This is a genomic window from Actinoplanes oryzae, assembly GCF_030757795.1.
GTDB lineage: Bacteria > Actinomycetota > Actinomycetes > Mycobacteriales > Micromonosporaceae > Actinoplanes.
In genome coordinates this window covers 1-23,562 of sequence record NZ_JAUQWH010000014.1, presented here as the reverse complement: position 1 = coordinate 23,562, position 23,562 = coordinate 1, and the positions used below count along the sequence as shown (strand labels likewise).

Annotated in this window: 18 protein-coding genes; 12 read left to right on the top strand and 6 right to left on the bottom strand. The window is 72.1% G+C overall.

The features are described 5' to 3' along the window. The first annotated feature begins 390 nt into the window (after positions 1-390). Positions 391-1,155, top strand: a complete 765-nt coding sequence (locus RBH18_RS07375; protein ID WP_306205201.1) for a SigB/SigF/SigG family RNA polymerase sigma factor — start codon at positions 391-393, stop codon at positions 1,153-1,155. 217 nt (positions 1,156-1,372) lie between these two features. Further along, positions 1,373-1,678, top strand: a complete 306-nt coding sequence (locus RBH18_RS07370; RefSeq protein ID WP_306205200.1) for a hypothetical protein — start codon at positions 1,373-1,375, stop codon at positions 1,676-1,678. Between the two features lie 127 nt (positions 1,679-1,805). On the opposite strand, the gene RBH18_RS07365 is transcribed toward RBH18_RS07370, so the two are convergent. Both RBH18_RS07365 and RBH18_RS07360 read right to left on the bottom strand, forming a co-directional pair. Then, a complete protein-coding gene (locus tag RBH18_RS07365; protein ID WP_306205199.1) occupies positions 1,806-2,381 on the bottom strand; it encodes a maleylpyruvate isomerase N-terminal domain-containing protein in 576 nt (191 codons plus the stop codon). A gap of 221 nt (positions 2,382-2,602) precedes the next feature. Next, positions 2,603-4,477, bottom strand: coding sequence for a phospholipid carrier-dependent glycosyltransferase (locus tag RBH18_RS07360; RefSeq protein ID WP_372338883.1), 1,875 nt, complete (start codon positions 4,475-4,477; stop codon positions 2,603-2,605). A gap of 151 nt (positions 4,478-4,628) precedes the next feature. On the opposite strand from RBH18_RS07360, the gene RBH18_RS07355 reads away from it, so the two are divergent. From RBH18_RS07355 to RBH18_RS07325, 7 genes are all read left to right on the top strand, one after another. Then, positions 4,629-4,898: a DUF2277 domain-containing protein gene (locus RBH18_RS07355; protein WP_306205198.1), complete on the top strand. Its 270-nt coding sequence runs from the start codon at positions 4,629-4,631 to the stop codon at positions 4,896-4,898. A gap of 325 nt (positions 4,899-5,223) precedes the next feature. After that, positions 5,224-6,111, top strand: coding sequence for an SIS domain-containing protein (locus RBH18_RS07350; protein WP_306205197.1), 888 nt, complete (start codon positions 5,224-5,226; stop codon positions 6,109-6,111). A gap of 373 nt (positions 6,112-6,484) precedes the next feature. After that, positions 6,485-7,726, top strand: coding sequence for an ABC transporter substrate-binding protein (locus tag RBH18_RS07345; protein WP_306205196.1), 1,242 nt, complete (start codon positions 6,485-6,487; stop codon positions 7,724-7,726). After that, positions 7,726-8,670, top strand: coding sequence for a carbohydrate ABC transporter permease (locus tag RBH18_RS07340; protein ID WP_306205195.1), 945 nt, complete (start codon positions 7,726-7,728; stop codon positions 8,668-8,670). Before RBH18_RS07345 ends, RBH18_RS07340 begins: the two co-directional genes overlap by 1 nt. 35 nt (positions 8,671-8,705) lie before the next feature. Then, on the top strand, positions 8,706-9,563 hold the full coding sequence (locus tag RBH18_RS07335; protein WP_306205194.1) for a carbohydrate ABC transporter permease: 858 nt from the start codon (positions 8,706-8,708) through the stop codon (positions 9,561-9,563). Positions 9,564-10,054: 491 nt separating this feature from the next. Continuing rightward, positions 10,055-11,635, top strand: a complete 1,581-nt coding sequence (locus RBH18_RS07330; protein WP_306205193.1) for an MFS transporter — start codon at positions 10,055-10,057, stop codon at positions 11,633-11,635. Between the two features lie 45 nt (positions 11,636-11,680). Further along, complete coding sequence (locus RBH18_RS07325; protein WP_306205192.1) at positions 11,681-12,295, top strand: TetR/AcrR family transcriptional regulator; 615 nt, start codon at positions 11,681-11,683, stop codon at positions 12,293-12,295. A gap of 4 nt (positions 12,296-12,299) precedes the next feature. On the opposite strand, the gene RBH18_RS07320 is transcribed toward RBH18_RS07325, so the two are convergent. Further along, on the bottom strand, positions 12,300-13,175 hold the full coding sequence (locus tag RBH18_RS07320) for an alpha/beta fold hydrolase (RefSeq protein WP_306205191.1): 876 nt from the start codon (positions 13,173-13,175) through the stop codon (positions 12,300-12,302). A gap of 70 nt (positions 13,176-13,245) precedes the next feature. Here RBH18_RS07320 and RBH18_RS07315 point away from each other — a divergent pair, with 70 nt between their 5' ends. Continuing rightward, the gene (locus RBH18_RS07315) at positions 13,246-16,164 is read left to right on the top strand and encodes a BTAD domain-containing putative transcriptional regulator (protein WP_306205190.1); all 2,919 of its coding nucleotides are present in this window, start codon (positions 13,246-13,248) and stop codon (positions 16,162-16,164) included. Positions 16,165-16,192: 28 nt separating this feature from the next. On the opposite strand, the gene RBH18_RS07310 is transcribed toward RBH18_RS07315, so the two are convergent. Continuing rightward, positions 16,193-17,488, bottom strand: coding sequence for a diaminopimelate decarboxylase family protein (locus tag RBH18_RS07310; protein ID WP_306205189.1), 1,296 nt, complete (start codon positions 17,486-17,488; stop codon positions 16,193-16,195). A gap of 175 nt (positions 17,489-17,663) precedes the next feature. Here RBH18_RS07310 and RBH18_RS07305 point away from each other — a divergent pair, with 175 nt between their 5' ends. Further along, on the top strand, positions 17,664-19,553 hold the full coding sequence (locus RBH18_RS07305) for an APC family permease (protein ID WP_306205188.1): 1,890 nt from the start codon (positions 17,664-17,666) through the stop codon (positions 19,551-19,553). Positions 19,554-19,878: 325 nt separating this feature from the next. Further along, positions 19,879-21,585, top strand: a complete 1,707-nt coding sequence (locus tag RBH18_RS07300) for a hypothetical protein (protein WP_306205187.1) — start codon at positions 19,879-19,881, stop codon at positions 21,583-21,585. 261 nt (positions 21,586-21,846) lie between these two features. Here RBH18_RS07300 and RBH18_RS07295 read toward each other — a convergent pair whose 3' ends face one another. Together RBH18_RS07295 and RBH18_RS07290 are read right to left on the bottom strand one after the other, a co-directional pair. After that, the gene (locus tag RBH18_RS07295; RefSeq protein WP_306205186.1) at positions 21,847-22,614 is read right to left on the bottom strand and encodes a DUF6928 family protein; all 768 of its coding nucleotides are present in this window, start codon (positions 22,612-22,614) and stop codon (positions 21,847-21,849) included. A gap of 213 nt (positions 22,615-22,827) precedes the next feature. Next, on the bottom strand, positions 22,828-23,562 hold a 735-nt coding region (locus RBH18_RS07290; protein WP_306205185.1), incomplete at its 5' end, for a hypothetical protein.

The following is a 23,562-nucleotide window of genomic DNA, read 5'->3' as shown; positions in this document are numbered from 1 at the left end:
GCACCGATCGTCCCTGCGCCCGGTGATCGGCTGTGCTCCTCGTCGAGCAGCCGTACCTGGTCCGGTTCAGTGCCGCCTGCTCCGCGCTCGCCGATCCGGGGGACGTGTCGCGCCGATCGTCCCTGCGCCCGGTGGGGCGGCGAAGCACCTCGTCCCGTGACGCATCCCGGTGGCCCCGCGGGGCCAGCCCCCGGTGCGTCGCTTTTCCGGCCGTGCCGGCCGTCGCCGCAGGTGAGGCGGCTGCGGCTTCCGTACTTCTTCCCGGCTCGTCACGACGTGGCGGGCCGATAAATCGACGCACCCTCCCTCGAACGAGTTGCGTCGGTTTCCGCGTCGTTTAGGCTCGGAGGCGCCGGGTAGTCAATGGCGGCTCCAGCGAGAGGATGGGACATGACGATCACGACCACACGGGTTCCCGAGACGGCCTCCGAGCTGCTCCGTGACCTCGCGGCCGCCCCCGAGGGACCCCGTCGTGCGGCACTGCGCGACGAGGCCATCCGGATGTGGCTGCCGCTGGCGTACCACCTGGCCCACCGCTACACGGGCCGTGGCGAGCCCGACGACGACCTGCTGCAGACGGCGACGCTCGGCCTCATCAAGGCGATCGACCGCTTCGACCCCGATCGCGGCGTGGAGTTCGCCGGGTTCGCGGTCCCCACGGTCCTCGGCGAGATCCGCCGGCACTTCCGCGACCGCACGTGGTCGGTCCGCGTGCCCCGGCGCATGCAGGAGCTGCGCCTGTCCATCTCCGAGGCGAGCAACGCCCTGACCCAGACCCTGGGCCGCTCGCCCACGGTCGCCGACATCGCGGCCCACCTCAACGTCACCGAGGAGGACGTCCTCGAGGGCCTGGAGGGCGCCCGCGCCTACTCCGCCCGCAGCCTCTCCACCCCGGTCACCGAGGACGGCAGCACCTCGCTGGGCGACACCCTCGGCGAGACCGACCACGACATGGAGCTGGCCGAGCTCCGCATCGCCCTCGGCCCCGCACTGCAGACCCTCGAAGAGCGCGAGCGCACGATCCTGTCGCTGCGCTTCTTCGGCAACCTCACCCAGTCCGAGATCGCCGCCAAGATCGGCGTCTCCCAGATGCACGTGTCCCGCCTGATCACCCGAGCGCTGGCGAAGCTCCGGGCCGAGCTGTCCGCGGGCTGATCCGGGCTCCACGCCCGAGCCGGTGCGGTCGAGGCGACACAGCTCCCTCGGAGCGGTGGCACCCGAACCGGCGAGGGTCACCACAATGCCGACTGCTCGCGCCCGAAAGCCGACGGGAGACGACGCGTCCTGGCCGGCGCTGTGAGGCGCTGCCTGCGGTGGCTGGGGCAGGGCAGGGGCTGCGCAGGGGCCGGTGCGGGCGGCGTAGGGTCGGGGGATGCGACTCCCTACCGCGGCGATCACGGCGGGTTCTCTCATCGGCGGCTGGCAGCTTGCCCGGCGCACCGGCAATCGGCCGCTCGGCGGCGTTGTCCTCGCCGCCGGCGGGGTGCTGGCGGGCCGCGAGTGGGCCCGGAGCACCAGCCCGGCGATCACCGCCGCGCTGGCCGCCACGTATGTCGGGGCCTTCGGGCTCTCGCACCCGCTCGCCAAGCGGATCGGCGCCTGGCCCTCGGTGCTGACGGTGTCCGCGCTCACGGCCGCCGCCTCGTACGTCGCTTCCGACCGGCGCTCGCTGCGCTGACAGTCGCCTCGCGCGTCGCTTCCGGCTCGGCCTCGTCGCGCTGAGTACGGCGGCGTGTGCGTCGCTTCCGGGTCGGCTTGGTGCGGTGTGAGGTGCCGTTCGGTGTATGCCCGGCGTGGGGTGCGCTTCAGGGGGCCGGGTCGAGTGCGGCCTTCAGGGTCCAGGAGGTCAGGCGCGGGCGGCCGGGCAGGGCGGCGCGGCCGGTGCACCACAGCAGGGCCTCCGGCGGGGCGACCGCGGGGGCGTGCGGGAAGAGGCGGGCCAGCACGAGCTCGCACAGCGCCGGCGGCGGTCGCCAAGGGACAGCGAGACCCTGGGTGATGTCCCAGGTGTGCAGGAGCGCCTCGTTCACGCCGAGGGCCGCGAAGCCGGTCGGGTCGGTCGGGCCCCAGTGCCACGCGCGGGTCGTCGGCGGTGCCGTGGCCAGCGCGTCGCACAGCAGCCGGCCGCAGGCTGCCACCACGCGCAGGACCTGCTCGGGCGGAGCGTCGGCGTGGACGACCAGGTCGAACGGCAGGTAGTCGGCGTCCGGGCGCCCGGCGAGCTGCCCCGCGTAGGCCAGCAGATCGTGCGCCACGTGCGCCGCCGTGGTCCAGCAACTCCAGTCAAGGGAGCCGGCCGGCGCCGTCCAGTCCCGGGCCACGTAGGGCGTGAGGGTCCGCACCATCTCGTCGACCGCCGCGCCGACGTGTCCGCCATCCATGGCCGTCATTCTGCGACGTTCACCCGTGTGCCGCCCGGCGGTAACGAGCCGGCGCCGCCGGAACACATTCGCATGGACGGTGAACAGGCCCCGGGAGCGGAGCCGGCGTGTTCCTCGGCGGGGACGGCAAGCGGTCAGGGGCGGCGGCGGGGAGGGCAAGTGGTCAGGGGCGGCGGCGGGGAGGGCAAGTGGTCAGGGGCGGCGGCGGGGAGGGCAAGTGGTCAGGGGCGGCGGTAGATGCTGATGGAGTGGCCCACGTCGTCGATCGGGGCGCCGCTCGTGGCCAGCAGGGCGGCGAGACGACCGGTGGCCTTTGCCACGGAGCTGTCGGAGACCACGAGGAGGCCGTGGACCTCGTCGGCCGGGACTTCGAGGGGATTGCGGGCCTTGATGCCGTACGCGGAAGGGAGGCCCGCGCCCTTGTAGATCAGCCAGACCGGCTCGCCCGGGTAGTCGGTGCGCAGGTGGTCGGCCAGGCGGCCGAGGTCCTGGCCCCAGTCGACGTTGGAGTCGTGGAGGTTGAGGTGGGTGCGGGCGGTACCCCCGAAGGCCTCATTCGAGTACGGCAGGTAGTACGGGAACGTGCTCAGCGAGCTGACCGCCACGAGGGCCGCCAGCACGCCCGCCACGGGGGGAGCCCAGCGCCACCGGACGAGGACCACGCCCGCCGCGGCGACGGCGAGGAAGATCGGCATGAAGATCGCGTAGCGGGTGCCGAAGTCGCGGGCGCCGGTCATGGCGATGGCCAGCAGGAGGGCGGGCGGCACCAGGACGTACGGGATCGCGGGGCGCAGCCGCGGCACGGCGAGCATCGCGCCGGTCGCCCCGAGCCACAGGACCAGCATCGCCAGCGGGGTCTTCACCAGCAGGGCCGCGGGCAGGTAGTACCAGAGGGAGCCCTCGTAGAGCCGCCCGAACAGGAAGCCGCTGAACGTCGAGTCCTCGAAGCCGAACTGGATGCGCATGCCGTCGCGGTAGGGCTCCGGGAACGGCAACAGGTCCACGAGCAGCGCCCGCACGCCGTGGATCTCGGGCATGCCGAGCGGTTCGAGGAAGCGCAGCCGCGGGTCCACGATCAGGTAGGTCAGCCACACCACGCCGACCGCCACGGCCGCCACGCCGAGTGCCGCCCCCACAGCCCGCGCGAGTGTCGGCGCCGCACCACGCGCGGGGGTCGGCGCCGCACCACGCCCGGGGATCGGCGCCGCATTACGCGCGGGCGTCGGCGCCGCACCACGCGCGGGGGTCGGCGCCGCAGACCGCGCGAATGTCGGCGCCGCGGCCTGCGCGGGGGTCGGCGCCGCGGAACGCCCGGGACTGCGCGGCGCACGCGAGGATCGTTCGCCGGGGTCTGTCGGCTGCCGTCCGGCCGCGGCGAGAGGTGATGCCGCCCCGGGCGCCGGAGCAGAGGCGGAAGCCACATCCTCGGGAGGAGCGGCGGAAGCCTGATCGGAGGTGCCCGGGCGGCGTACTCGGATGATGGCGAGGGCGGCGAGCAGCAGGACGACCGGCACCGCGGGCAGAACGCTCATGCGCGTGGCGAGCGCCGCGCCGAGGGTCGCGCCCGCGAGGGCGAGATGCAGCCACGGGCGTGCGGTGCGGGCACGCCAGGTCAGCCAGACCGCGGTGAGGAGAAACCCGATCGCCGGTACGTCCAGCGTGGCGAGCGAGCCGTGCGTGATGACGTCGGGGGAGAAGGCGTACAGGGCGAGGGCGAGCAGTCCACCGACCGCGTTCGTCAGGTCGCGGGCGAACGCGAACACGACCAGCCCGAACAGCAGTGTGAGCAGGATCAACGGCAGACGTGCCAGGAACATCATCTCGTCCGGGTCGTTGCCCGCCTCGTACAGCACGTGACGGCCGAGCTCCGTCTGGTTGCCGCGGAACGCCGGGTCGAGGTGCGGGTGGGCGAACACCAGCCCCGCCGCCATGATCAGTTTGCCGAGCGGCGGGTGCTCCGGGTTGTAGCGCAGGCTGTGCTGTTCGAGGTAGGTGACGGCGGTCCCGACGTACACGGGCTCGTCGATCGTCGGGGTCTGCTGCACCGCAGTGACGATCATGGCCGCCGCCATCTGACCGAGAAGGATCACCACCATCAGGGGTACGAGCCACCGCCGCCGCGGCTTCGTCGCCGGTGGCGTGGCGTTCGCTGCGGGGCGGGTCACGGGCGCGAACCTACCCGGGGTGTCCTGAATCGTCTGCGGCACATCCCTAGGTACGCGCGCGGGACGGATTAAGCTCACCCGCATGTGCCGGAACATCCGTCAGCTGCACAACTTCGAGCCGCCCGCCACCCCGGACGAGGTGCAGGCCGCGGCCCTCCAATACGTGCGCAAGGTCGCCGGGGCGGCCAAGCCGTCGCAGCGCAACCAGGCGGCGTACGACAGGGCGGTCGCGGCCGTCGCCGAGGCCACCGCGACGCTGCTCGCCGAGCTGGTCACCACGGCGCCGCCGAAGGATCGCGAGATCGAGGCCGCGAAGGCCCGGGAGCGTGCCCGGGAGCGGTACGCCTCCTGACCGCGCGTCCCGCTCACTGTCGCAGGCGCCGGTGTCGTCACGGCCAACGGCGAAATGAGCGAACGTGCAGAGATGCGCGCGCCGCTCGGACGGGCTGTGCTCCGGCGGCCCGGTGGTCGGCCGGGGATCGGAGTCGCGCATCCCGGGCTGCTGAGCTGGCTGATCAGCGTGTGACGGCCGGCGCGGGCATGGCACCCGGGCTCCTCGCGGGCGGCGGCAAGCCGCATGCACCGTCACCATGATCCGAAACCAAACGCGCACCGCGGACTGCTCGTTTAGTGTTCGGATCTTGTTAACCGAAAACAAACGAGCATAATCCTCGAACATGAACGCCACGTCCGAGGAGATCGCCAGCCAGCCCGACGTGTGGGAGCAGGCCCTGCCGCTCGCCGCCGAGGCCCGCGCGGAGCTCGCCGCGCCGGGGGAGCGGGTGCTGATCCTGGGCTGCGGGACGTCCTGGTTCGTCGCGCAGGCCATGGCCGAGCTGCGTGAGGGCGCCGGCCTCGGCGAGACCGACGCGGTGTGCGCCTCGGAGTACCGCCCGCGCCGCCGCTACGACCGGGTCGTCGCGGTCAGCCGCTCCGGCACCTCCACCGAGGTCCTGGAAGCCCTCCGCCAGGTCCCCGCCGGCACCCGCCGCGTCGCGATCACCGCCGTCGCCGGGATGCCGATCGACGAGCTGTCCGACGCGCGGATCCTGCTCGACTTCGCCGACGAGCGCAGCGTCGTGCAGACCCGCTTCCCGACCACGGTTCTCCTGCTGGCCCGGGCGGCTTTCGGCGAGGACGTGAGCCGCGTGGCCGCCGACGGGCGGGCCGCGCTCGAGACGGCACTGCCGGCCGACCCGGCGGGCATCGAGCACCTCGTGTTCCTCGGCACCGGCTGGACCGTCGGGCTCGCCCACGAGGCGGCGCTGAAGGTTCGCGAGGCGGCGCAGGCGTACTCCGAGTCGTACCCGGCGAAGGACTTCCGGCACGGGCCCGTCGCCGTCGCCGGCAGCAGGAGTTTGGTGTTCTCCTTCGGCGGCGTGCCCGCCGACCTCGACGACACCGGCCGCGCGGCCGGTGCGACCACGTACCGCGACGAGCGTGACCCGCTCGCGCAGCTGGTGCTCGCCCAGCGTTTCGCCCTGGCCCTCGCCGCGCACCGCGGCCTGGACCCCGACCGCCCCCGCCTGCTCACCCGCTCGGTGGTGCTCACCGAGCCGGTCTGACCCGCGAGCGCCGCCCGGCCCTCGCGCCGGGCGGCCCGCATCCGGCCCGGCACTTCCCGCGGTCCGGCGCACCCACCGGCCCGAACCCTCTGCGGGCCTGCGCACATCGGCCCGGCTCCCTCGCCGGGCGCACCGGCCCGGCACCCTGCGTCGGGCGCACCGGCCCGGCACCCTGCGTCGGGCGCACTGGCCCGGCATGCCCGCCGGGCGCACCGCGATCGGCCCGCGAAAGCACCGGGCCGGCCCGCGACCGGCTCAGCGCCCGAGCCGGTCCGTCCCTGCGAAGGATCGAGGTTCTCCAGTGACGAAAACCCTTCGCCGAGCGGCCCTGGCGGCCGCCGCGAGCACGATGTTGACGCTGTCATCCTGCAGCATGAGCGGCACAGGCGGGGACGGCAAGGACGCGGCGGAGGGCTACGACCCGTCCGCCGCGGTCACCCTCACGTGGTGGACAGGGCAGACGGAGGACGCCGAAAAGGTGGCTGAGGGGCTTGCGGCCGAGTACCACGCCGCTCACCCCAACGTCACGATCAAGACCTCCACCGGCGCTCCCACCACCGACGACCTGCTGACCAAGCTCTCGGCCGGCTTCGCCGGGGGCAGCTACCCCGACATCTCGTACGCGTTCGGGAGCTGGGCGGGAGAACTCGGCGCCAGCGGCCGTACGCAGGACCTGACCGACTATGTCGCCGACCCGTCCTTCCAGTGGGACGAGATCCCGGAAGCCGCCCGGGTGACAGCGACATCCGACGGGAAGGTCATCGGCGTTCCCGCGCTCGTGGACAATCTGGCGCTCATCTACAACAAGAAGCTGTTCGACGCGAAGGGCGTGGCCTACCCGACCGACGACTGGTCCTGGGACGACTTCCGGGCGGCGGCGAAGAAGCTGACCGATCCTGCGACGAACACGTTCGGGACGGCGTACTCGGTCTCCGGCAGCGAGGACACGACCTGGCACCTGTGGCCGCTGCTGTGGCAGAACGGCGGCCAGATCCTCGACGGCAAGAAGCCGGCCTTCAACTCCGAGGCCGGCGTCAAGGCGCTCGAGACGCTGCGCGCGCTCGCGGTCGACGACAAGTCCATGTACCTCGACCAGACCGACGAGAAGTACGGCCCCCTGTTCAACAGCGGACACGTCGCGATGATGCTGTCCGGACCGTGGTCGCTGCTGGAGATCAAACAGGCCAAGCTGGAGTACGGCGTCGCCGCGCTCCCGGGCGTGAACGGCGACCACCAGACCGTCTCCGGGCCCGACCTGTGGGTGCTCTTCGACCACGAGGACGCCAACCGCGCCGGGGCCGCCCGCGCCTTCATCAAGTGGCTGACCAGCACCGAGACGGACGCGAAGTGGAACCTCGCCGTCGGCAACCTGCCGCTGCGCGCGAGCGAGAAGGACACCCCGCAGTTCGCCGCGTACGTCAAGGAGTATCCGGGCGGGCAGAAGTTCTTCGACAACCTCGCGAACGCCAAGCAGGCCCGGCCCACGGTCGCCGGCTACGAGACGATGAGCCGCAACGTCGGTGACGCGATCGCGCAGGTGTTGCAGGGCGCCAAGCAGCCCAAGGAGGCCCTCGACGAGGCGGCGAGCAAGTCCGCCGGGGTGCTGGAGGAGTAATGACGATCACCTTCGCCGCGACGCCCCGTACGCCTGCGCAGGACCGCACCCCGGTGGCCCGCCGCCGCGGCAGAAGCGTGCGCCGCACCCTGACGGGCTGGGGTTTCGCGGCCCCCGCGACGATCGTGGTGGTCGGCCTGTCGATCTTCCCGGCGGTGTGGGCGTTCTTCATCTCCCGCACCAAGTGGAACGGCATCGCCCCGGCGAAGCCGCTCGGCTGGGACAACTACCAGCGCATCGCCCAGGACCCCGACGCCGCGGCGGCCGCGCAGCACACGCTGCTGCTGACGGTCCTGTTCGTGCCCGGCTCGATCCTGCTCGGCCTGCTCATCGCGGTGGCGCTGAACCAGCGGATCCGGCTGATCGGCTTCTACCGGACGTGCATCTTCGTTCCGTACGTGGCCTCGGCCGCCGCCACGGGCATCCTCGCCGGCTACGTCTTCAACCCGCAGTTCGGCGCCGCCAACGAGGTGTTGCGCCGGTTGGGGCTGCCCGCCCAGGGCTTCCTGGAGAGTCCGGAGCAGGCGCTGCTGGTGATCTGCCTCATCGCGTTGTGGGGCGAGGTCGGCTTCTGCGCGGTCATCTACCTGGCGGCGCTGCAGGACATCCCGCACGAGCTCGTCGAGGCGGCCACGGTGGACGGCGCGTCGCGGGCCCGGGTGTTCTGGCACATCACGCTGCCCGAGCTGCGTCCGGTGACAGTGTTCACCGGGATCTGGCAGACCATCACGGCGATGCAGCTGTTCGACCTGATCTACACCACGACGCGCGGCGGCCCGATGAACAGCACGCAGACCGTCGTCTACTACATCTACGAGCTGGCCTTCCAGACCCAGCGGCTGGGGTACGGGGCCGCCCTCGCCTACCTGCTCTTCGCGGTAACGATGGTGCTCACGCTCGGCGTCTTCTGGTACAGCCGGCGCACGGGATCGGAGGCCTTCTGATGACGACGTCATCCCCCGGATCGAAGGCGTATCCCATGACCATGTCATCCGAGTCCCGCAGGGCGCCCGCCCGCTCGTGGCGGCTGCCGTTCAGCCCGTGGCATCTGCTGCTCATGCCGCTCGCCCTCGTCTTCGTCCTGCCGCTCGTGCAGATGGTGCTCACGTCCTTCATGAGCGAATCGGAGATCAACCAGTTCCCGCCGAAGTTCCTCCCCTCGGGCATCCACGTCGACGGCTACGCCAAACTGCTGAGCGAGTCGCACATCCTGCTCTGGTTCGGCAATACGGTCCTGGTCTCGGCTGTCGCTGTCGTCTCGCACCTGATCCTGTGCTCCCTCGCGGGCTACGGCTTCGCCCGCCTGAAGTTCGCCGGCCGCGGTCTGGCCTTCGTGGCCATCGTCGCCACGGTGATGATCCCGATGCAGCTGCTGATGATCCCGACGTACCTGATGTTCGCCCAGCTCGGCATCCTCGACACCCTGGCGGCCGCCTTCGTCCCGTGGCTCGCGTCGGCCTTCGGCATCTTCCTCATGCGCCAGTTCTTCCTGGGCCTGCCCGTCGAACTGGAGGAGGCCGCCCGCCTCGACGGCGCCGGGGCGCTGCGCACCTTCGTCAGCGTGGTCCTGCCGCTGGCCCGGCCCGCGCTGGCGACGCTCGCCGTCTTCACGCTGCTGTCCAGCTGGAACGACCTGCTCTGGCCGCTGATCGCCATCTCGGACGACACGAAGTTCACGCTGCAGGTCGGCCTGGCCAGCTTCCAGGGCACCCGCCGCACGGAATGGTCGCAGCTGATGGCCGGCAACGTGATCGCGACGCTCCCGCTGATCGTCGCCTTCCTGGTGGCCCAGCGCAGATTCATCGCCACAATGACCTTCACCGGCCTGAAGGGGTGACGGCGACATCGGCAACGACCCGTTGGTCTTCCTGGACGTGGACGGCCCGCTGATTCCCCTCCGGGCCCGCACGCCCGCCCGCCCGCCCGCCCGCGCGCACGCCGGCCTGACGGACGCCGATTTCGCGGCAATCCGCCGCTGGTTGCCGACCCATGCGGGTTCGTCCTGACGGAGTCACACAGCGTGCCGCTCTCGGCGGCGAAGGCGCCCGGTCGAGGCGGGCGGTGAGCCGGCGTAGCGCGAGCGGCGACGCGAGCATGGCCCTCGGCGCCGCCGCATCGAGCTCGGAGCCCGCCGTGCGGTGACGGGACATCACGCTGCCAGTCAGCAGCGCCCACCTCCCTACGGGGAGGCGAGGGCGTCGGCAACGGACGTGACCGGCGACACATCAGATACGAAACTGTTCCGTATCGAAAGCGGCTGCCGTACGGTGGGCTCTGATACGGAACCGTGCCGTATCGTAACTGATTCGAGCTCGGGAGAGCACACCCATGGACGAAACGCAGACCGGGCATCCCCGGCGCTGGGCGATTCTCGGCGTCCTCGTCATCAGCCTGCTCGTGGTCGTACTGGACAACACCGTCCTGAACGTCGCCATGCGCACCATCGCCGACCCCGACAGCGGGCTGGGCGCGAGCCAGAGCGAGCTCGAGTGGGCCATCAACTCGTACACCCTGGTCTTTGCGGGTCTGTTGTTCACCGCCGGCATCCTGGCCGACCGGCTGGGGCGGCGGGTCACCCTGATCACCGGGCTCGCGCTGTTCGGCATCGCTTCGCTGCTGTCCGCGTACGCCCAGAGCCCCGGCCAGCTGATCGGCGCGCGCGCCCTCATGGGTCTCGGGGCGGCCGCCGTCATGCCGGCGACGCTGTCGATCATCGCGAACGTGTTCACGCCGCAGGAGCGTCCCCGCGCGATCGGCATCTGGGCCGGCGCCGTCGGTCTGGCCGCGGCGATCGGTCCCGTGGTCGGCGGTGTGCTGCTCGAGCGCTTCTGGTGGGGCTCGGTGTTCCTGATCAATGTCCCCGTCGTGATCGCGGGCATCGCGCTGCTGCTGGTGCTCGTCCCGGAGTCGAAGGACCCGAAGCCGGGCCGCATCGACCTGCCCGGCGTCCTGATGTCCGTGGTCGGACTGTCGCTCCTCACCTATGGCGTCATCACCGGCGGCGAGGACGGCTTCGACCGCTGGCAGGCGTGGGGCTCGCTGGCCGGCGCGGTGCTCGTGCTGGTCGGGTTCGTGCTGTTCGAGCGGCGCACCGCCTTCCCGTCGCTGGACGTCCGGCTGTTCTCCAACGCGCAGTTCTCGGCGTCGACCGGCATGGTCGGCCTGATCTTCTTCGCCGCGATGGGCGCGATGTTCTTCAGCGCCTTCTACCTGCAGCTGGTCCGCGGCTACGGCCCGCTGGCCTCCGGCGCGCTGTTCGTGCCCTTCGCGGTCGGCCAGCTGGTGTTCGCCCCGCGCAGCGCGGCCATGGTCAAGCGGTACGGTCCCAAGGCCGTCAGCGTCGTAGGTCTGCTCCTGGTCACCGTGGGCCTCGCGGGCTGGATCTTCATCGGCGCGGACACGCCCATCTGGGTCATCGGGGCGCTGTTCTTCGTCATGGGCGTCGGCATGGCCAACGTCATGCCCCCGGCGACCGAGTCGATCATGGCCGCCGTTCCCCGCGAGAAGGCCGGCGTCGGATCGGCCGTCAGCAACACCGTCCGCCAGGTCGGCGGCGCTCTCGGCGTGGCCGTCCTCGGTGCCGTCCTCTCCTCGGTGTACCGCGGCGACGTCGAGGACGCGACCGCGGCGCTGCCCGACGCCGCTCGCGAGGCGGCCCGGGAGTCGATCTCCGGGGCGTACGGTGTCGCAGCTCAGGCCGGGTCCGCCGGGCCGGGGCTGATCGCGCAGGCCAACGACGCCTTCCTGACGGCGCTGCACTGGTCCGCGGCCGGTGGTGTCGTGGTCGCCCTGCTCGGCGCCCTGGTGGCGCTGCTCTGGCTGCCCGGTCGCCGCCCCGCCGATGCGCCGGCGCCCACGTCGGCGGAGGGGCTCGCCGAGGAGCAGGGTGTGGAGTTGATCAACTCGTGACGCCCCGCGTGGCCGCCGCGTAAAGGCTCGGTAACAATGGAGCGTATGACGACGGCCGGCGTGGACGCGGGAGCCGACCCGGGGCGCAAGTCCCTGGGGCGGCCCCGTGACGCGCGCGCCGACGACGCCATCATCGAGGCGCTGATCACGCTGCTGGGCGAGGGCCAGAGCGCGGACGCGATCTCGATGGAGGCGGTCGCGGCGCGCGCGGGGGTGGGCAAGGCGACGATCTACCGGCGGTGGCCGAACAAGGAGGCCCTGCTCATCGACGCCGCGGCCCGGATGAAGGGCCCGCCCCCGGCCCCCGCCGGCATCTCGGTGCGCGAGGACCTGATCGCGCTGGTCTCGCCGCCGCACACCAAGAAGAGCGAGCACTACTCAAAGGCCGCCGCCTGCCTCATCCCGCAGGCGGTGCGCAACCCGGAGATGCACGCCGTCTACCAGGCCATCCTCGAGCCGCGCCGCAAGGTGATGCGCGAGGTGCTGGAGCGCGGCATCGGCACCGGCGAGCTGCGGCCCGACCTCGACATCGAGCTGACGCTGCTGCTGCTCACGGCGCCGTCGATGGCGCAGAACGTGTTCAACTTCAATCCGCGGGTCAAGCGGGAGGGCTACGCCGAGGCGCTGGTCGATCTGATCCTGCGCGGCGCGGCGCCCTGAGCCGTCAGCGGGTCAGCAGGGCGCGCAGGGCCTTGCTGACCGCCGCGGGATCCTCCTCGGCCATGAAGTGCCCGCAGGTGACCGTCTCCTGGATCACGTCGGGCCCCCACGCCCGCCACACGGCCGAGGCGTCGTAGCCCAGCACCGCGCCCCAGTCCTGGGCGAGCACAGTGACCGGCATCGTCAGCTTCGCCCCGGCGTGCCGGGCGGCGGTGTCGTCGGCGATGTCGATCGTCGCCGAGGCGCGGTAGTCCGCCACGATCGACGCGACCGCCTCGCGGGAGGCGCGCAGGTACTCCTCGCGTACGGCGGCGGGCATCGCCTCCGGGCTGCGGGTCCAGCTGTCGAGGAAGTACGCGAAGAAGGCGTCCGGGGCGGCGGCGATCATCGTCTCGGGCAGGCCGGGCGGCTGCGCCATCAGGTAGAGGTGGAACGCCACGGCCGCGTCGGCGCCGTGCAGCACGCTCCACATGTCCAGCGTCGGGACGGTGTCCAGCAGCGCCAGGTGACTGACGACGTCCGGATGGTCGAGCCCGGCGCGGAAGGCCACCAGGGCGCCCCGATCGTGTCCCGCCAGGGCGAACCGGTCGTGCCCCAGGTGGCGGGCGAGGGCCACGATGTCGGCGGCCATGGTGCGCTTGCTGTAGGCCGTACCGTCGGGGCTGTGGGGTTTGCTGCTGGCGCCGTAGCCGCGCAGGTCCGGGCAGATGACGGTGTGGTCGGCCGCGAGGTCGGCGGCGACGTGGCGCCACATCAGGTGCGTCTGCGGGAAGCCGTGCAGCAGCACGATCGGCGTGCCGGTGCCGCCCACCGCCGCCCGCAGCGACACCCCGTCGGCGACGGGCACGGTGAGCTGATCGAAGCCAGGGAACGTGGTCATGGAGCCACCCTCGCGCGCCGCGATGAGTGCCGGGTCAGTGCCGGATGAGTGGCGCCTACGATGGGATCCCGTGAGATTCCAGGTGCTCGGGCCGATCGCCGCATCGGACGCCGCCCTGGGCGGGAAGCTGCAGCGGGCGCTGCTGGCGCGGCTGCTCATCGCCGGCGGCCGCGTCGTGTCGGTGGACCGGCTGGTCACGGACCTGTGGGAGACCCCGCCGGACGGTGCCGTCGCCGCGCTGCGCACCTTCGTCGCCGATCTGCGCCGGGCCCTGGAGCCGGGCCGGGCGCCGCGACAGGCACCGTCGCTGCTGGTCACCCGCCCACCCGGGTACGCGCTGCGGGTCGAGCCGCCGGCCACGCTCGACGCGGCGGAGTTTGAGGAGCTGGTCGCCCGGGCGGGACGCGTCGCCCCCGGCGAGGCGCTCGGGTTGGTGGACGGGGCGCTGGGGCTGTGGCGCGGGGGCGCGTACGAAGAATTCGCCGAGACGGCCTGGGCCCGCGCCGAGGGTGACCGGCTCGAGGAGCTGAGGATGCTCGCCGTCGAGCGGCGGGGCGAGGCGCTGCTGCGGCTGGACCGGGCGGCGGAGGCGGTGCCGGGGTTGCGCGCGCACGTGGCGCAGCGGCCGTTGCGGGAGGACGCGTGGCATCTGCTGGCGCTGGCGCTGTACCGCTCGGGGCGCCAGGGCGAGGCGCTGGAGAGCCTGCGGGAGGCCCGCAAGACGCTGGTGGATGAGCTGGGCGTCGATCCGGGTCCACGGCTGCGGGAGCTGGAGACCGCGGTGCTCGTGCAGGATCCCGCGCTGACGGCGGAGCGCCCGCGGGCCGTCGCCGGGCCGGGGCGTGTCTTCGTGGGGCGCGCCGCCGAGGTCGCCGTCGTGGAGCAGGCCGCCGCCGATGCGTTGGCGGGGCGGCGCGCCGTCGTGGTGCTCGTGACCGGCGAGGCGGGCGCGGGCAAGAGCGCGTTCGCCGAGGAGGTCGTACGCCGGCTGGGCTGGCCGTCGGTGTGGGCGCGCGGGCCCGAGCACGACGGCGCGCCGATGCTGTGGCCGGTGCTGCCCGGCGCGGGGGAGGCGCCGCTGCTGGTGGTCGCCGACGACGTGCACTACGCCGACGGCGACGGCCTGGACGTGCTCGGCGGGCTGATCGAGGGCGGCAGGGGGCTGGTCGTCGTCACGTACCGGCCGGGTGAGGTGGGTCCGGCCGCGGCCGCGATGCTGGCGCGCTGGGCGAAGACCGAACCGGTCCGGATCCGGCTGGGCGGGCTCGGCCGGGCGGAGGTCGGCGCCCTGGTCGCCGCGGTGGCCGGGCCCGCCGTGGATGCCGATGCCGTGCGCGACATCCATCGGCGCAGCGGCGGGAACCCGTTCTTCGTGCGCGAGCTGGCGCGGCTGGCGGGCTCCGGCGAGCGCATCCCCGACGGGGTGCGCGACGTGCTCCGGCACCGCCTCGCCCGGCTGCCGGCCGGCAGCCGCGAGGTGCTGCAGCGGGCCGCCGTGCTGGGCCGCGACGTGGATCCCGACCTGCTCGCCGCGCTGGCCGGCGGCGACGTCCTGGATGCGGTCGACGCCGCCTTGGACGCGGGCTTCCTCACGGAGGCGGAGGGGTTGCGCTTCACCCACATCCTGGTACGCGACACCCTCTACGACGACCTGTCCGAGCTGCGCCGCCGCCGGTGGCACGCCGAGGCGGCCGAGGCGATCGAACGCGCCCGCCCCGGCGCGCACGCCCTGCTCGCGCACCACTACGGCCGGGCGGGCGCATCCCACGGCGCCCGCGCGGCCCGGCACGCCGGCGCGGCAGCCGTCGAGGCGGAGGCACGCAGCAATCCGCACGAGGCGGCCCGGCTGTGGCGGCAAGCGGTTGCCGGCGCGGCGACGCCCGGGGAGAAGGTCGCCGCGCTGACCGGGCTGGGGCGCGCGCTCGCCGTGCTGGGGCGGCTCGGGGAGAGCCGCGTGCTGCGGGTGCAGGCCGTCGAGGCGGCCGCCGCCGACCCCGAGCTGCTGGCGCGGGCGCTGGCCGGGTTCGACGTCCCGGCGATCTGGCCGCGCAACGACGACGAGGTGCTGTCCGCGCGGATCGCCGCGGCGGTCTCGGGGGCGCTGCCCGGCACCCGGGGTGCGCTGCGGGCGCGGCTGTTGTGCGCGCTGGCGCTGGAGCTGCGGGGCGAGACCGGCGAGCGGGGCCTGCGCGCAGCCGGGGAGGCCGAGCTGCTGGCGCGTGAGCTCGGCGATCCGGCGTTGCTGGTGCTCGCGTTGAATGCGCGTTTCCTGCACGGTTGTGCGCGGGCGGGGCTCGCCGCCGAGCGAGACGCCATCGGGGCCGAGCTCGTCGACGTGGCGGGGCGGCACGGGCTGGTGACCTTCGAGGTGCTCGGCCATCTGGTACGCATGCAGGCAGCCTGCGCGTTCGGCGACCGCACGGCGGCCGAGAAGCATGCGGACGCCGCCGACCGGCTGGCCGGGGAGTACGACCTGCCTGCCGTCGCCATCTTCACCGGCCTCGCCCGGGCGCTGGGCGCGGCGGTCGCCGGGGGAGACGCTGCCGAGGCTTACGACACGGCCTTCGCGAGGTTGGCAACCGGTGGCATGCCGGGCGTGGAGGACGGGCTCGCCGGGCTGACGTGGCTCTCGGGCGAGCTCGCTGGTTTCCCGCCGCGGGGCAAGGCCGGTGCCTTCTCGCCGCCGGACGGGGACGGGCTCGGGCCGTATGAGCCGTGGGCGCGGCCGTGGCTGCTGGCCCGCGCGGGGCGGCGCGAGGAGGCGGCGGCCGCCCTGAACGCCGCGCCCGACTCACCCCACGACCTGCTGCTCGAAGCGCGGCTGGCGTTGCTCGCCCGGGCGGCGGTCGCGCTGGGGGACCGGGCCGCGTGCGCCCGCCTGCACGAGGCGCTGCTGCCCGCCGCCGGTCAGCTGGCCGGCGCGGCGAGCGGCGTGCTGTCCTTCGGCCCCGTCGACGACCTGCTCGCCCAGCTGGACGCGCACCGCTGACCCGACCGGCTCCCGCACCGCCGGGCGGTCAGACGACTCGATGCAGCAGATCGTCGACGGTGTCGCGGCGCACCTGGGTGCGTGCCAGCCCGCCGGCCACCCCGACGACCGGCGGCCGCCCCGCGAAGGGGTCACGGCGATGGTGGTACGCGCCCGTGCCCGCCACCACGAGGATGTCGCCCACGGTCACGTCGGCGGGCAGCTCCATGGCCGGCACCAGCACGCCGGCGGCGGCGTGACCCGCCGTGACCATCGCCAGGCGCATCGGGGCCTCGGAGACGCGGCCGGCGAGTTCGGCGGTGTGGCGGCCCGCGCAGTCCGCCGCCGTGGCGCAGTCGGGAACGGCGCCGTCGAGCGCGACCGTCAGCCGCCCGTCGGTCAGCGTGGTGACCTCGGCGACGCGGTGAACGGTGACGCCGGCCCGGGCGACCAGGGCACGGCCGGGGGAGACGGTGAGCGCCGGTTCCGGCACGGCGTGACGTTCGGCGGCGAGCCGCAGGACCGTACGGATGCGGCGGGCGAAGGCTGCCACCGCGAAGGCGCTGTCGTGACCGCTGTACGCCACGGCGTGCCCGCCGCCCAGATTGAGCGTTCGCACATCGGCGCCGGTGCGCGCTCGCGCAACCGCGCAGAAGGCGACGGCTTCGCGCACGCACGCCTCGTACGCCTGGAAGCGGCTCAGCTGGTGACCGAGCGAGCAGTCCAGCCCGGCCAGGCGCAGGTTGCGGCTGTGCAGCACGGTGGCGACGGCGTCGAGGGCGGCGCTCGAGCCGAGCCGGAAGCCGTAGCGGCACCGGGTGCGGCCCGCAGCTGACGGCGTCACCCGGACATGCACGCGCTGTCCGAGCGGCGCGCGCGCCTCGACCGCCGCCAGTTCGCCGGGCGTGCCGACGACCACGGCGGCACCGCAGTCGTACGCGGCATCAAGGTCGTGCAGGGATTTGGCCGTGCCGTGCAGGACCAGCCGCGCGGGCCGGAACCCCGCCAGGAGCGCGGTGCGCAGGTCGGCGGCCGAACCCACGTAACAGCCGAGCCCGGCCCCGGCTATCCAGCGGGCCTCGCCGGTGGTCAGGCCCGCCTTCGCACTGTACGAGACCCCGCGCCGGCCGAACGCCGCCACGTACTCCGCGCACCTGGTCCGGACGTCATGTTCGTCGAGCACGTGCACGGGCGTGCCGTAGGTCGCCGCGAGCGTCGTGGCGCGGACGTCGCCGATCAGCAGGTCGCCGTGGTCGCCCCAGCGGGCGGTGGCCGGCCAGACGGCGGGGTCGAGATGATGGCGCAGCGAGGCGCGGAACGTCGGGAGCAGCTCGGCGAGGGTCATGACCCGATGCTCGGGCGGGCCGCGCGGCGCCGGACAGGGGTGGATACGGGGCTTTGACGGCGCGTACGGGAAATCTCTACGCGTTCTTAACGCCGCGGGGCGGGCGGTGCGGATCACGGCGCGCCACTATTCACCCCAGAGTTGCAGCGCGAGAGGACGACGCAGGCCCGTGGTGATGAGCGAATGGCTCCTGAAGGGCCTCAACGAGCAGGCCGGCCAGCATCAGGGGCCGCACGGCGAGGGCGGGGAGAAACCGCACTCGTGGTGGAAGGTGATGTGCCTGACCGGTGTGGACTACTTCTCCACGCTCGGGTATCAGCCCGGCATCGCGGCGCTGGCCGCCGGCGTGCTGTCCCCGGTCGCGACGCTGGTGCTCGTGCTGGTGACGCTGCTGGGGGCGCTGCCGGTCTATCGGCGCGTCGCCGCGGACAGCCCGCACGGCGAGGGCTCGATCGCCATGCTCATGAAGCTGTTGTCGTTCTGGAAGGGCAAGCTGTTCGTGCTCGCCCTGCTGGGCTTCGCCGCGACGGACTTCATCATCACGATCACGCTGTCGGCGGCGGACGCGACGGCGCACATCGACGAGAACCCGTACTGGCCGGCCGCCCTGCAGGGCCACGAGGTGATCGTCACGCTGGTGCTCATCGCGCTGCTCGGCGGCGTGTTCCTCAAGGGCTTCACCGAGGCGATCGGCATCGCGGTGGGCCTGGTGGGCGTCTATCTCGCGCTCAACGTCGTGGTGGTCGCCCAGGGCCTCGTCCGTGTCATCACGCACCCGTCGCAGGTCAGTGACTGGACGACGGCCTTGACCACGCAGCATGGCGATCCGCTCATGATGGTCGCTGTCGCTTTGCTCGTTTTCCCGAAGCTGGCGCTGGGCCTGTCCGGCTTCGAGACGGGTGTCGCGGTGATGCCGCAGGTCAAGGGCGACCTGCCGGAGCGGATCCGGGGCACGAAACGGCTGCTCACGACGGCCGCGGTCATCATGAGCTGCTTCCTGCTCACCAGCAGCGTGGTGACGACCGTGCTCATCCCGCAGCGGGAGTTCGAGGACGGCGGGGAGGCCAACGGGCGGGCCCTGGCCTACCTGGCGCACGAGAACCTGGACGCGGCCTTCGGCACGGTGTACGACGTGTCGACGATCGCGATCCTGTGGTTCGCCGGGGCGTCCGCCATGGCCGGGTTGCTCAACCTGGTGCCTCGCTACCTGCCCAAGTTCGGCATGGCGCCGGGCTGGGCGCGGGCGGTGCGGCCGCTGGTGCTGGTGTTCACCCTGACCGCGTTCCTGATCACGATCATCTTTCGCGCCGACGTGGACGCGCAGGGCGGCGCCTATGCCACGGGCGTGCTCGTGCTGATGACCTCCGCGGCGGTCGCGGTGACGTTGTCAGCTCACCGGCGGGGGCAGCGGGCGCGGGTGTGGGGCTTCGGGATCATCGCGGTCGTGTTCGCGTACACGACGGTGGTCAATGTCTTTGAACGCCCCGACGGGGTGCGCATCGCGGCGTGCTTCATCGGCGCGATTCTGGTGATCTCGCTGCTGTCGCGGCTGTTCCGGGCCTTCGAGCTGCGGGTGACGGGCATCGAGACGGACGAGGTGGCCGCGCAGTTCCTGAGCGAGCTCGGGCGGCGCAATGTGCGTCTGATCGCCAACGAGCCGGACCGCCGCGACGCCCGCGAGTACAGCGATAAGATCGCCCAGATCATCGCGGACAACGATCTGGCCGACGATCGCGACCTCATCTTCGTCGAGGTGACCGTGCGCGACGCGTCGGACTTCGAGACCGAGCTGCGCCTGCACGGCGAGGTGCTGCACCACCGCTACCGGGTGCTCACCGTGGAAAGCTCCTCGGTGCCGAGCGCCCTGGCGGCCACGCTGCTGCACATCCGCGACCTGACCGGGCGCCGGCCGCACATCTACTTCGAATGGACCGAAGGCAACCCGGCGGCCAACTTCCTGCGCTACCTGTTCTTCGGCCAGGGCGAGGTCGCCCCGGTCACCCGGGAAATGGTCCGCCAGGCCGAGCACGACCGCCGCCGCCGGCCCCACATCCACGTCGGCTGACCCGCCGCCCGCGCATGCGGCGCCGGGGCTGTCGGTACGACCGGGTGCCGGAGGAGTCTGTCAAGCCACGCATGCGGCTGCTGCCCTAGGGTCGGTTCAGACATGTCGCGACCCTGCCGTGGTGCAATAGGCTGCGCGTGTGAAGCGTATGGTTTCGCGCAAGGCCACTGTCACGTCGCCGGAAATTGGTCGGCGGTCTGCTGAGGCGGAGGTGAGCTCAGCCGTCGCGGGGGCCCCGGCCGGGTCGGCTGCGATTCAGACGCTGCAGCGCACGGCCGGGAATGCGGCTGTCGAGCGGATGCTGGCCGGCCGGACGGTTCAGCGCATGATCTCCGCACCCGATGCGACCGACGCCGCGGAGACGCAGATGGCTCCGCCCTCCGCCGAGGTGCTGGTCCAGCCCGCCTATGCGACGGGTGACCAGTTCTCCATCGCCGAGGTGTTGCTGCGAAAGCCGACCATGAACGTTTTCATCGACCGGCAGGACGCCACGGCCGAGGGCAGCGCCGCGGCCGGTAGCGGCAAGAAGGACCACAGCCTCGCCATCCGCAAGTTCTACCTCGAGTCGGGCATCGAATCGAAGCGGATCTTCCTGAAGGCGGAGGGCTACACACAACAGCAGGCCGGCGTGGTTCCGAAGTACACGACGGACGCCACCAAGGACGTGGCGGCGTCCTTCAACGCCCAGTCCCGTAACCGGCTGCGCAAGCAGTGGGGCGGGATGAACGAGAAGGGGTCCGGCCAGGCGGGCGCCTGGGACGAGCCCATCGCCGAGTGGCTGTCGAGCCTGGGAGTGCCCACGGAGGGCAGTGCCATCGCGATCCTGTGGTCCCGCTTCAGCGGCAAACGCGGCGAAGCCCATCCCGAGCACGACACCAGTTACGAGGGCATGGGCCAGATCATCGACCGGATCGGCGGCTCCCAGCCGGTCGTCATCGTCGGCGACTCCGGCAAGGACGCCGCCTCCGCCGGCAAGTACAGCACCTTGCTGGCCAGGGAGAACAACGCGTACGACCTGACGGAATTCTGGGAAAGGCGGAAATCTCCGCTGCTCACGGCGTGGGGCGGCAACACCCGGACCGGGCAGTTCCGGCTCTTCGACTATTTTGATCGCAAGTTCTCCGAGGCCCGCCACTTCGGGGCGCGTAGCGGCAACCTCGAAGCCATCGCCATGCTGGGGTTCAAGGTGCGTTACTTCGAGGAGAAGCCCCGGGCCGACTACGACAGCCACGGCGGGCGGCGCATGGAGGCCTTTCACCGGGGGAATCGTCCGGGGGCCCGGGACGACGCGGATGACATCGGCTACGAACGGATCCAGGTGGAGTACGCGCCGACCCGTACCGGTAAGCAGCAGACCTTGAACAACGACCCTCGCGTCACGGAGCCGCTGGACAAGGAGGATTTCCCCCGGGGCTTCTCGCCGAACGACGTCACCCGGATCGCGGGGTGGCTGCAGCACGGCGAGGTCACCTTCCGCACTCGGGCCGACCGGGAGAGTCTCGCCGATCAGCTCAAGGAGATCCGCTCCTTGTTCACCGAGCTGGCCGGGTGGATTCCCGAAGCCCGGCAACTGGCCGGAAGTGGCAGCGCCACGGAGAAGGACAAGAACATCAAGAAGTCCGAGGTGAACAAGGCCAGGCCCAAAGTGATGCGCAAGCTGGCCGAGGCTACGAGACAGCTCAATCCGGCGCTGGACGCTCTCGTCACCGAACTGCCCGAGGCCCGTGAGCTGGTCAACCTCTACCGAGCCGACCTCGTGGCGATCTCGACGGAGAAGCCACCCCCGGGGTCGCTCGACACGACCATCGACAACACCAGCAAGCTGATGGATCGGATCGGGTCCACCCTCGACACCTTGCGGGACATCAGCGAGCAGTCGCAGGAGATCGTCGAGCCGCAACGCAGGTCCACCAACCTGGAACGGCTGAAGGCCGCGTCCCGGCGCATGACACGGATCGAGAACTCGCTGACGGATCTTCAGAGACGCGTCACCGCGATCAAGGCCTCGCTCGGCGAATCCGCCACGGAGTGATCCGCTCACCCGACCGCGATGGCGCTGCCGATGGTCGGCGTCGGCCGGGGCCGGGCGTTCGTCGTGATGACCTCGGCCGGGCTCGCCGGACGACTGAGCGCCGCCGCAAGCTCCCGCCGGACGATGTCAGCCGGTCGGCCTCATCCACACCCCCGGCCCGAAGGCGCAGCGCGCAGCCGTCAAGTACGGCCCCGCCGTCGCCGTCATGCGCGAACTGCTGCACCAGGCGGACACAGCGGCCTCGGGCGGCTGTGAACGCCGTCAGGGTTGAAGTGGGTCATCCCAGCTGACTTCCTGCATCGTGCCGTCCGGGCCCATCCGGAACATCCGCGGCGGGCCCATGTCGCGCATCGCCCGCTCGTAGGCCGCTTCGCGTGCTTCCTGCTCCTGACCGGAGGGGTCACCGACGCGGAAGACATGCATGTGAACGCCGCCGGCGTCGATGCTGTCCGGATCGGGCATGCCTTCGATGACGAAGCCGAACAAAGCGTTCAGCGCCACCTCGCCCAGCTCCAAGGGATGGAACGGCAGCGGATAGGGATCCTGGTCCTCCCACGCCGGATCTGGCTCGAGCGGATGCAGTCCGTCCCAATAGGGGCGCTCGAAGTCGAACGGCTCGCCGATGTTCTCTTCGATGCCGCCGTCGGGCGACAGGCTCAAGGAGCGGATCAGCTTCCCGTCCTCCCAGACCGCGAAGCAGAGCCAGTCCACGACCGAGTGCATGCCGTGCATGATGATCCGCCTGCCGGCGCCGGCTCGAAGCAGGTGCTCGGGCAGCTCCGAAGGACGGTCGAGGACGAGCCTGCGATCGCACAGCAGCTCGGCTCCGGGCAGGACCGAGACATGGGTGACGTCGTCGGGCGGATAGGTCACATCGAGGGTGCTGTCGCCCGCCAATGTCACCTCGTACCCGGGAAGGATCTCCCGGACCACGGCTTCCGCCTCCGCTGCGTCGGACGGGGTCGCGCCCAGCAGCGCCGGCCGCAAGTCGCCGTCGGTAAAAGCCAGCAGAGCGGTCTTCGCCCCCATGACACCTCCTGATTCGCCGCAGTGTCCCCGCACAATACCGGCGAAGATCATGGCTGGGCGTCCGGCGAGGCCCGTCGACGGCTTGATTGGCAGAGCCGTGACAGCTGGCCGGTGTGGCAGCCCCGCGCGATCGAGCGCCGCTCGCGTCCGCCGGCTGACCACGCCGCGACCGGGGGAACCCGGATCGACGGCAGAGCGGGTGCTGAGGCCGGCTCAGTCGCCTTGGAGGGACCAGTCGGCGTCGCCGTCGGTGACGGTGGCGTCGTGGTACTGCTCGGTGTGCGGGTGGGGCCAGGCGCCGCGGGGGAAGCTGGTGGGATCGATGGCGTCGCTGTGCAGGTTGATCATGGCGGTGACCTGCAGCCCGAGGAAGGCTGTCAGGGTGGCGAGCGCGGCGCCGATGATGGCGGTGTTGACGCCGGCTTCCTCGAGGATGATGGCGGCGCCGGCCCAGGAGAAGACACCGGATCCGAAGGCGGCCAGCGCGGTGACGGCGGCGGCGATCAGTTTGACCAGGACGGCGGCCAGGGCGAGGTAGAAGGTGAGGCCGGCGGCGGCGCACGCGATGAGGTTGATCTGGGTACTGGCGGCGATCGAGCCGATACGTGTCGCGGCGGAGGACTGGGCGCCGAGGGCACTGATGTAGGCGTCGCGGGCGGCGCCGGACCAGTCGGAGTTGTCGACGGCGAGGTTCTGTTCGGACAGGTTGGCGGCCACGCCGTTGGCGTGGGCTTTGACGTCGGCCCAGTTCCAGGCGTCGATGAACATGTATACGGGTGCGACGGCGCCCTTGAGCAGGTCCTGGAACCAGGCGAGGAGGTCCTTGCCCCACTCGACGGTCTGGCGGGCCAGGTCCATGACCGCGTCGGCCACGACGTCGGTGACGTACCAGTGGCCGACTGCCCCGGCGGCTGCGGGGATCATCTGGTCGAGGTGCCCGGAGAAGGT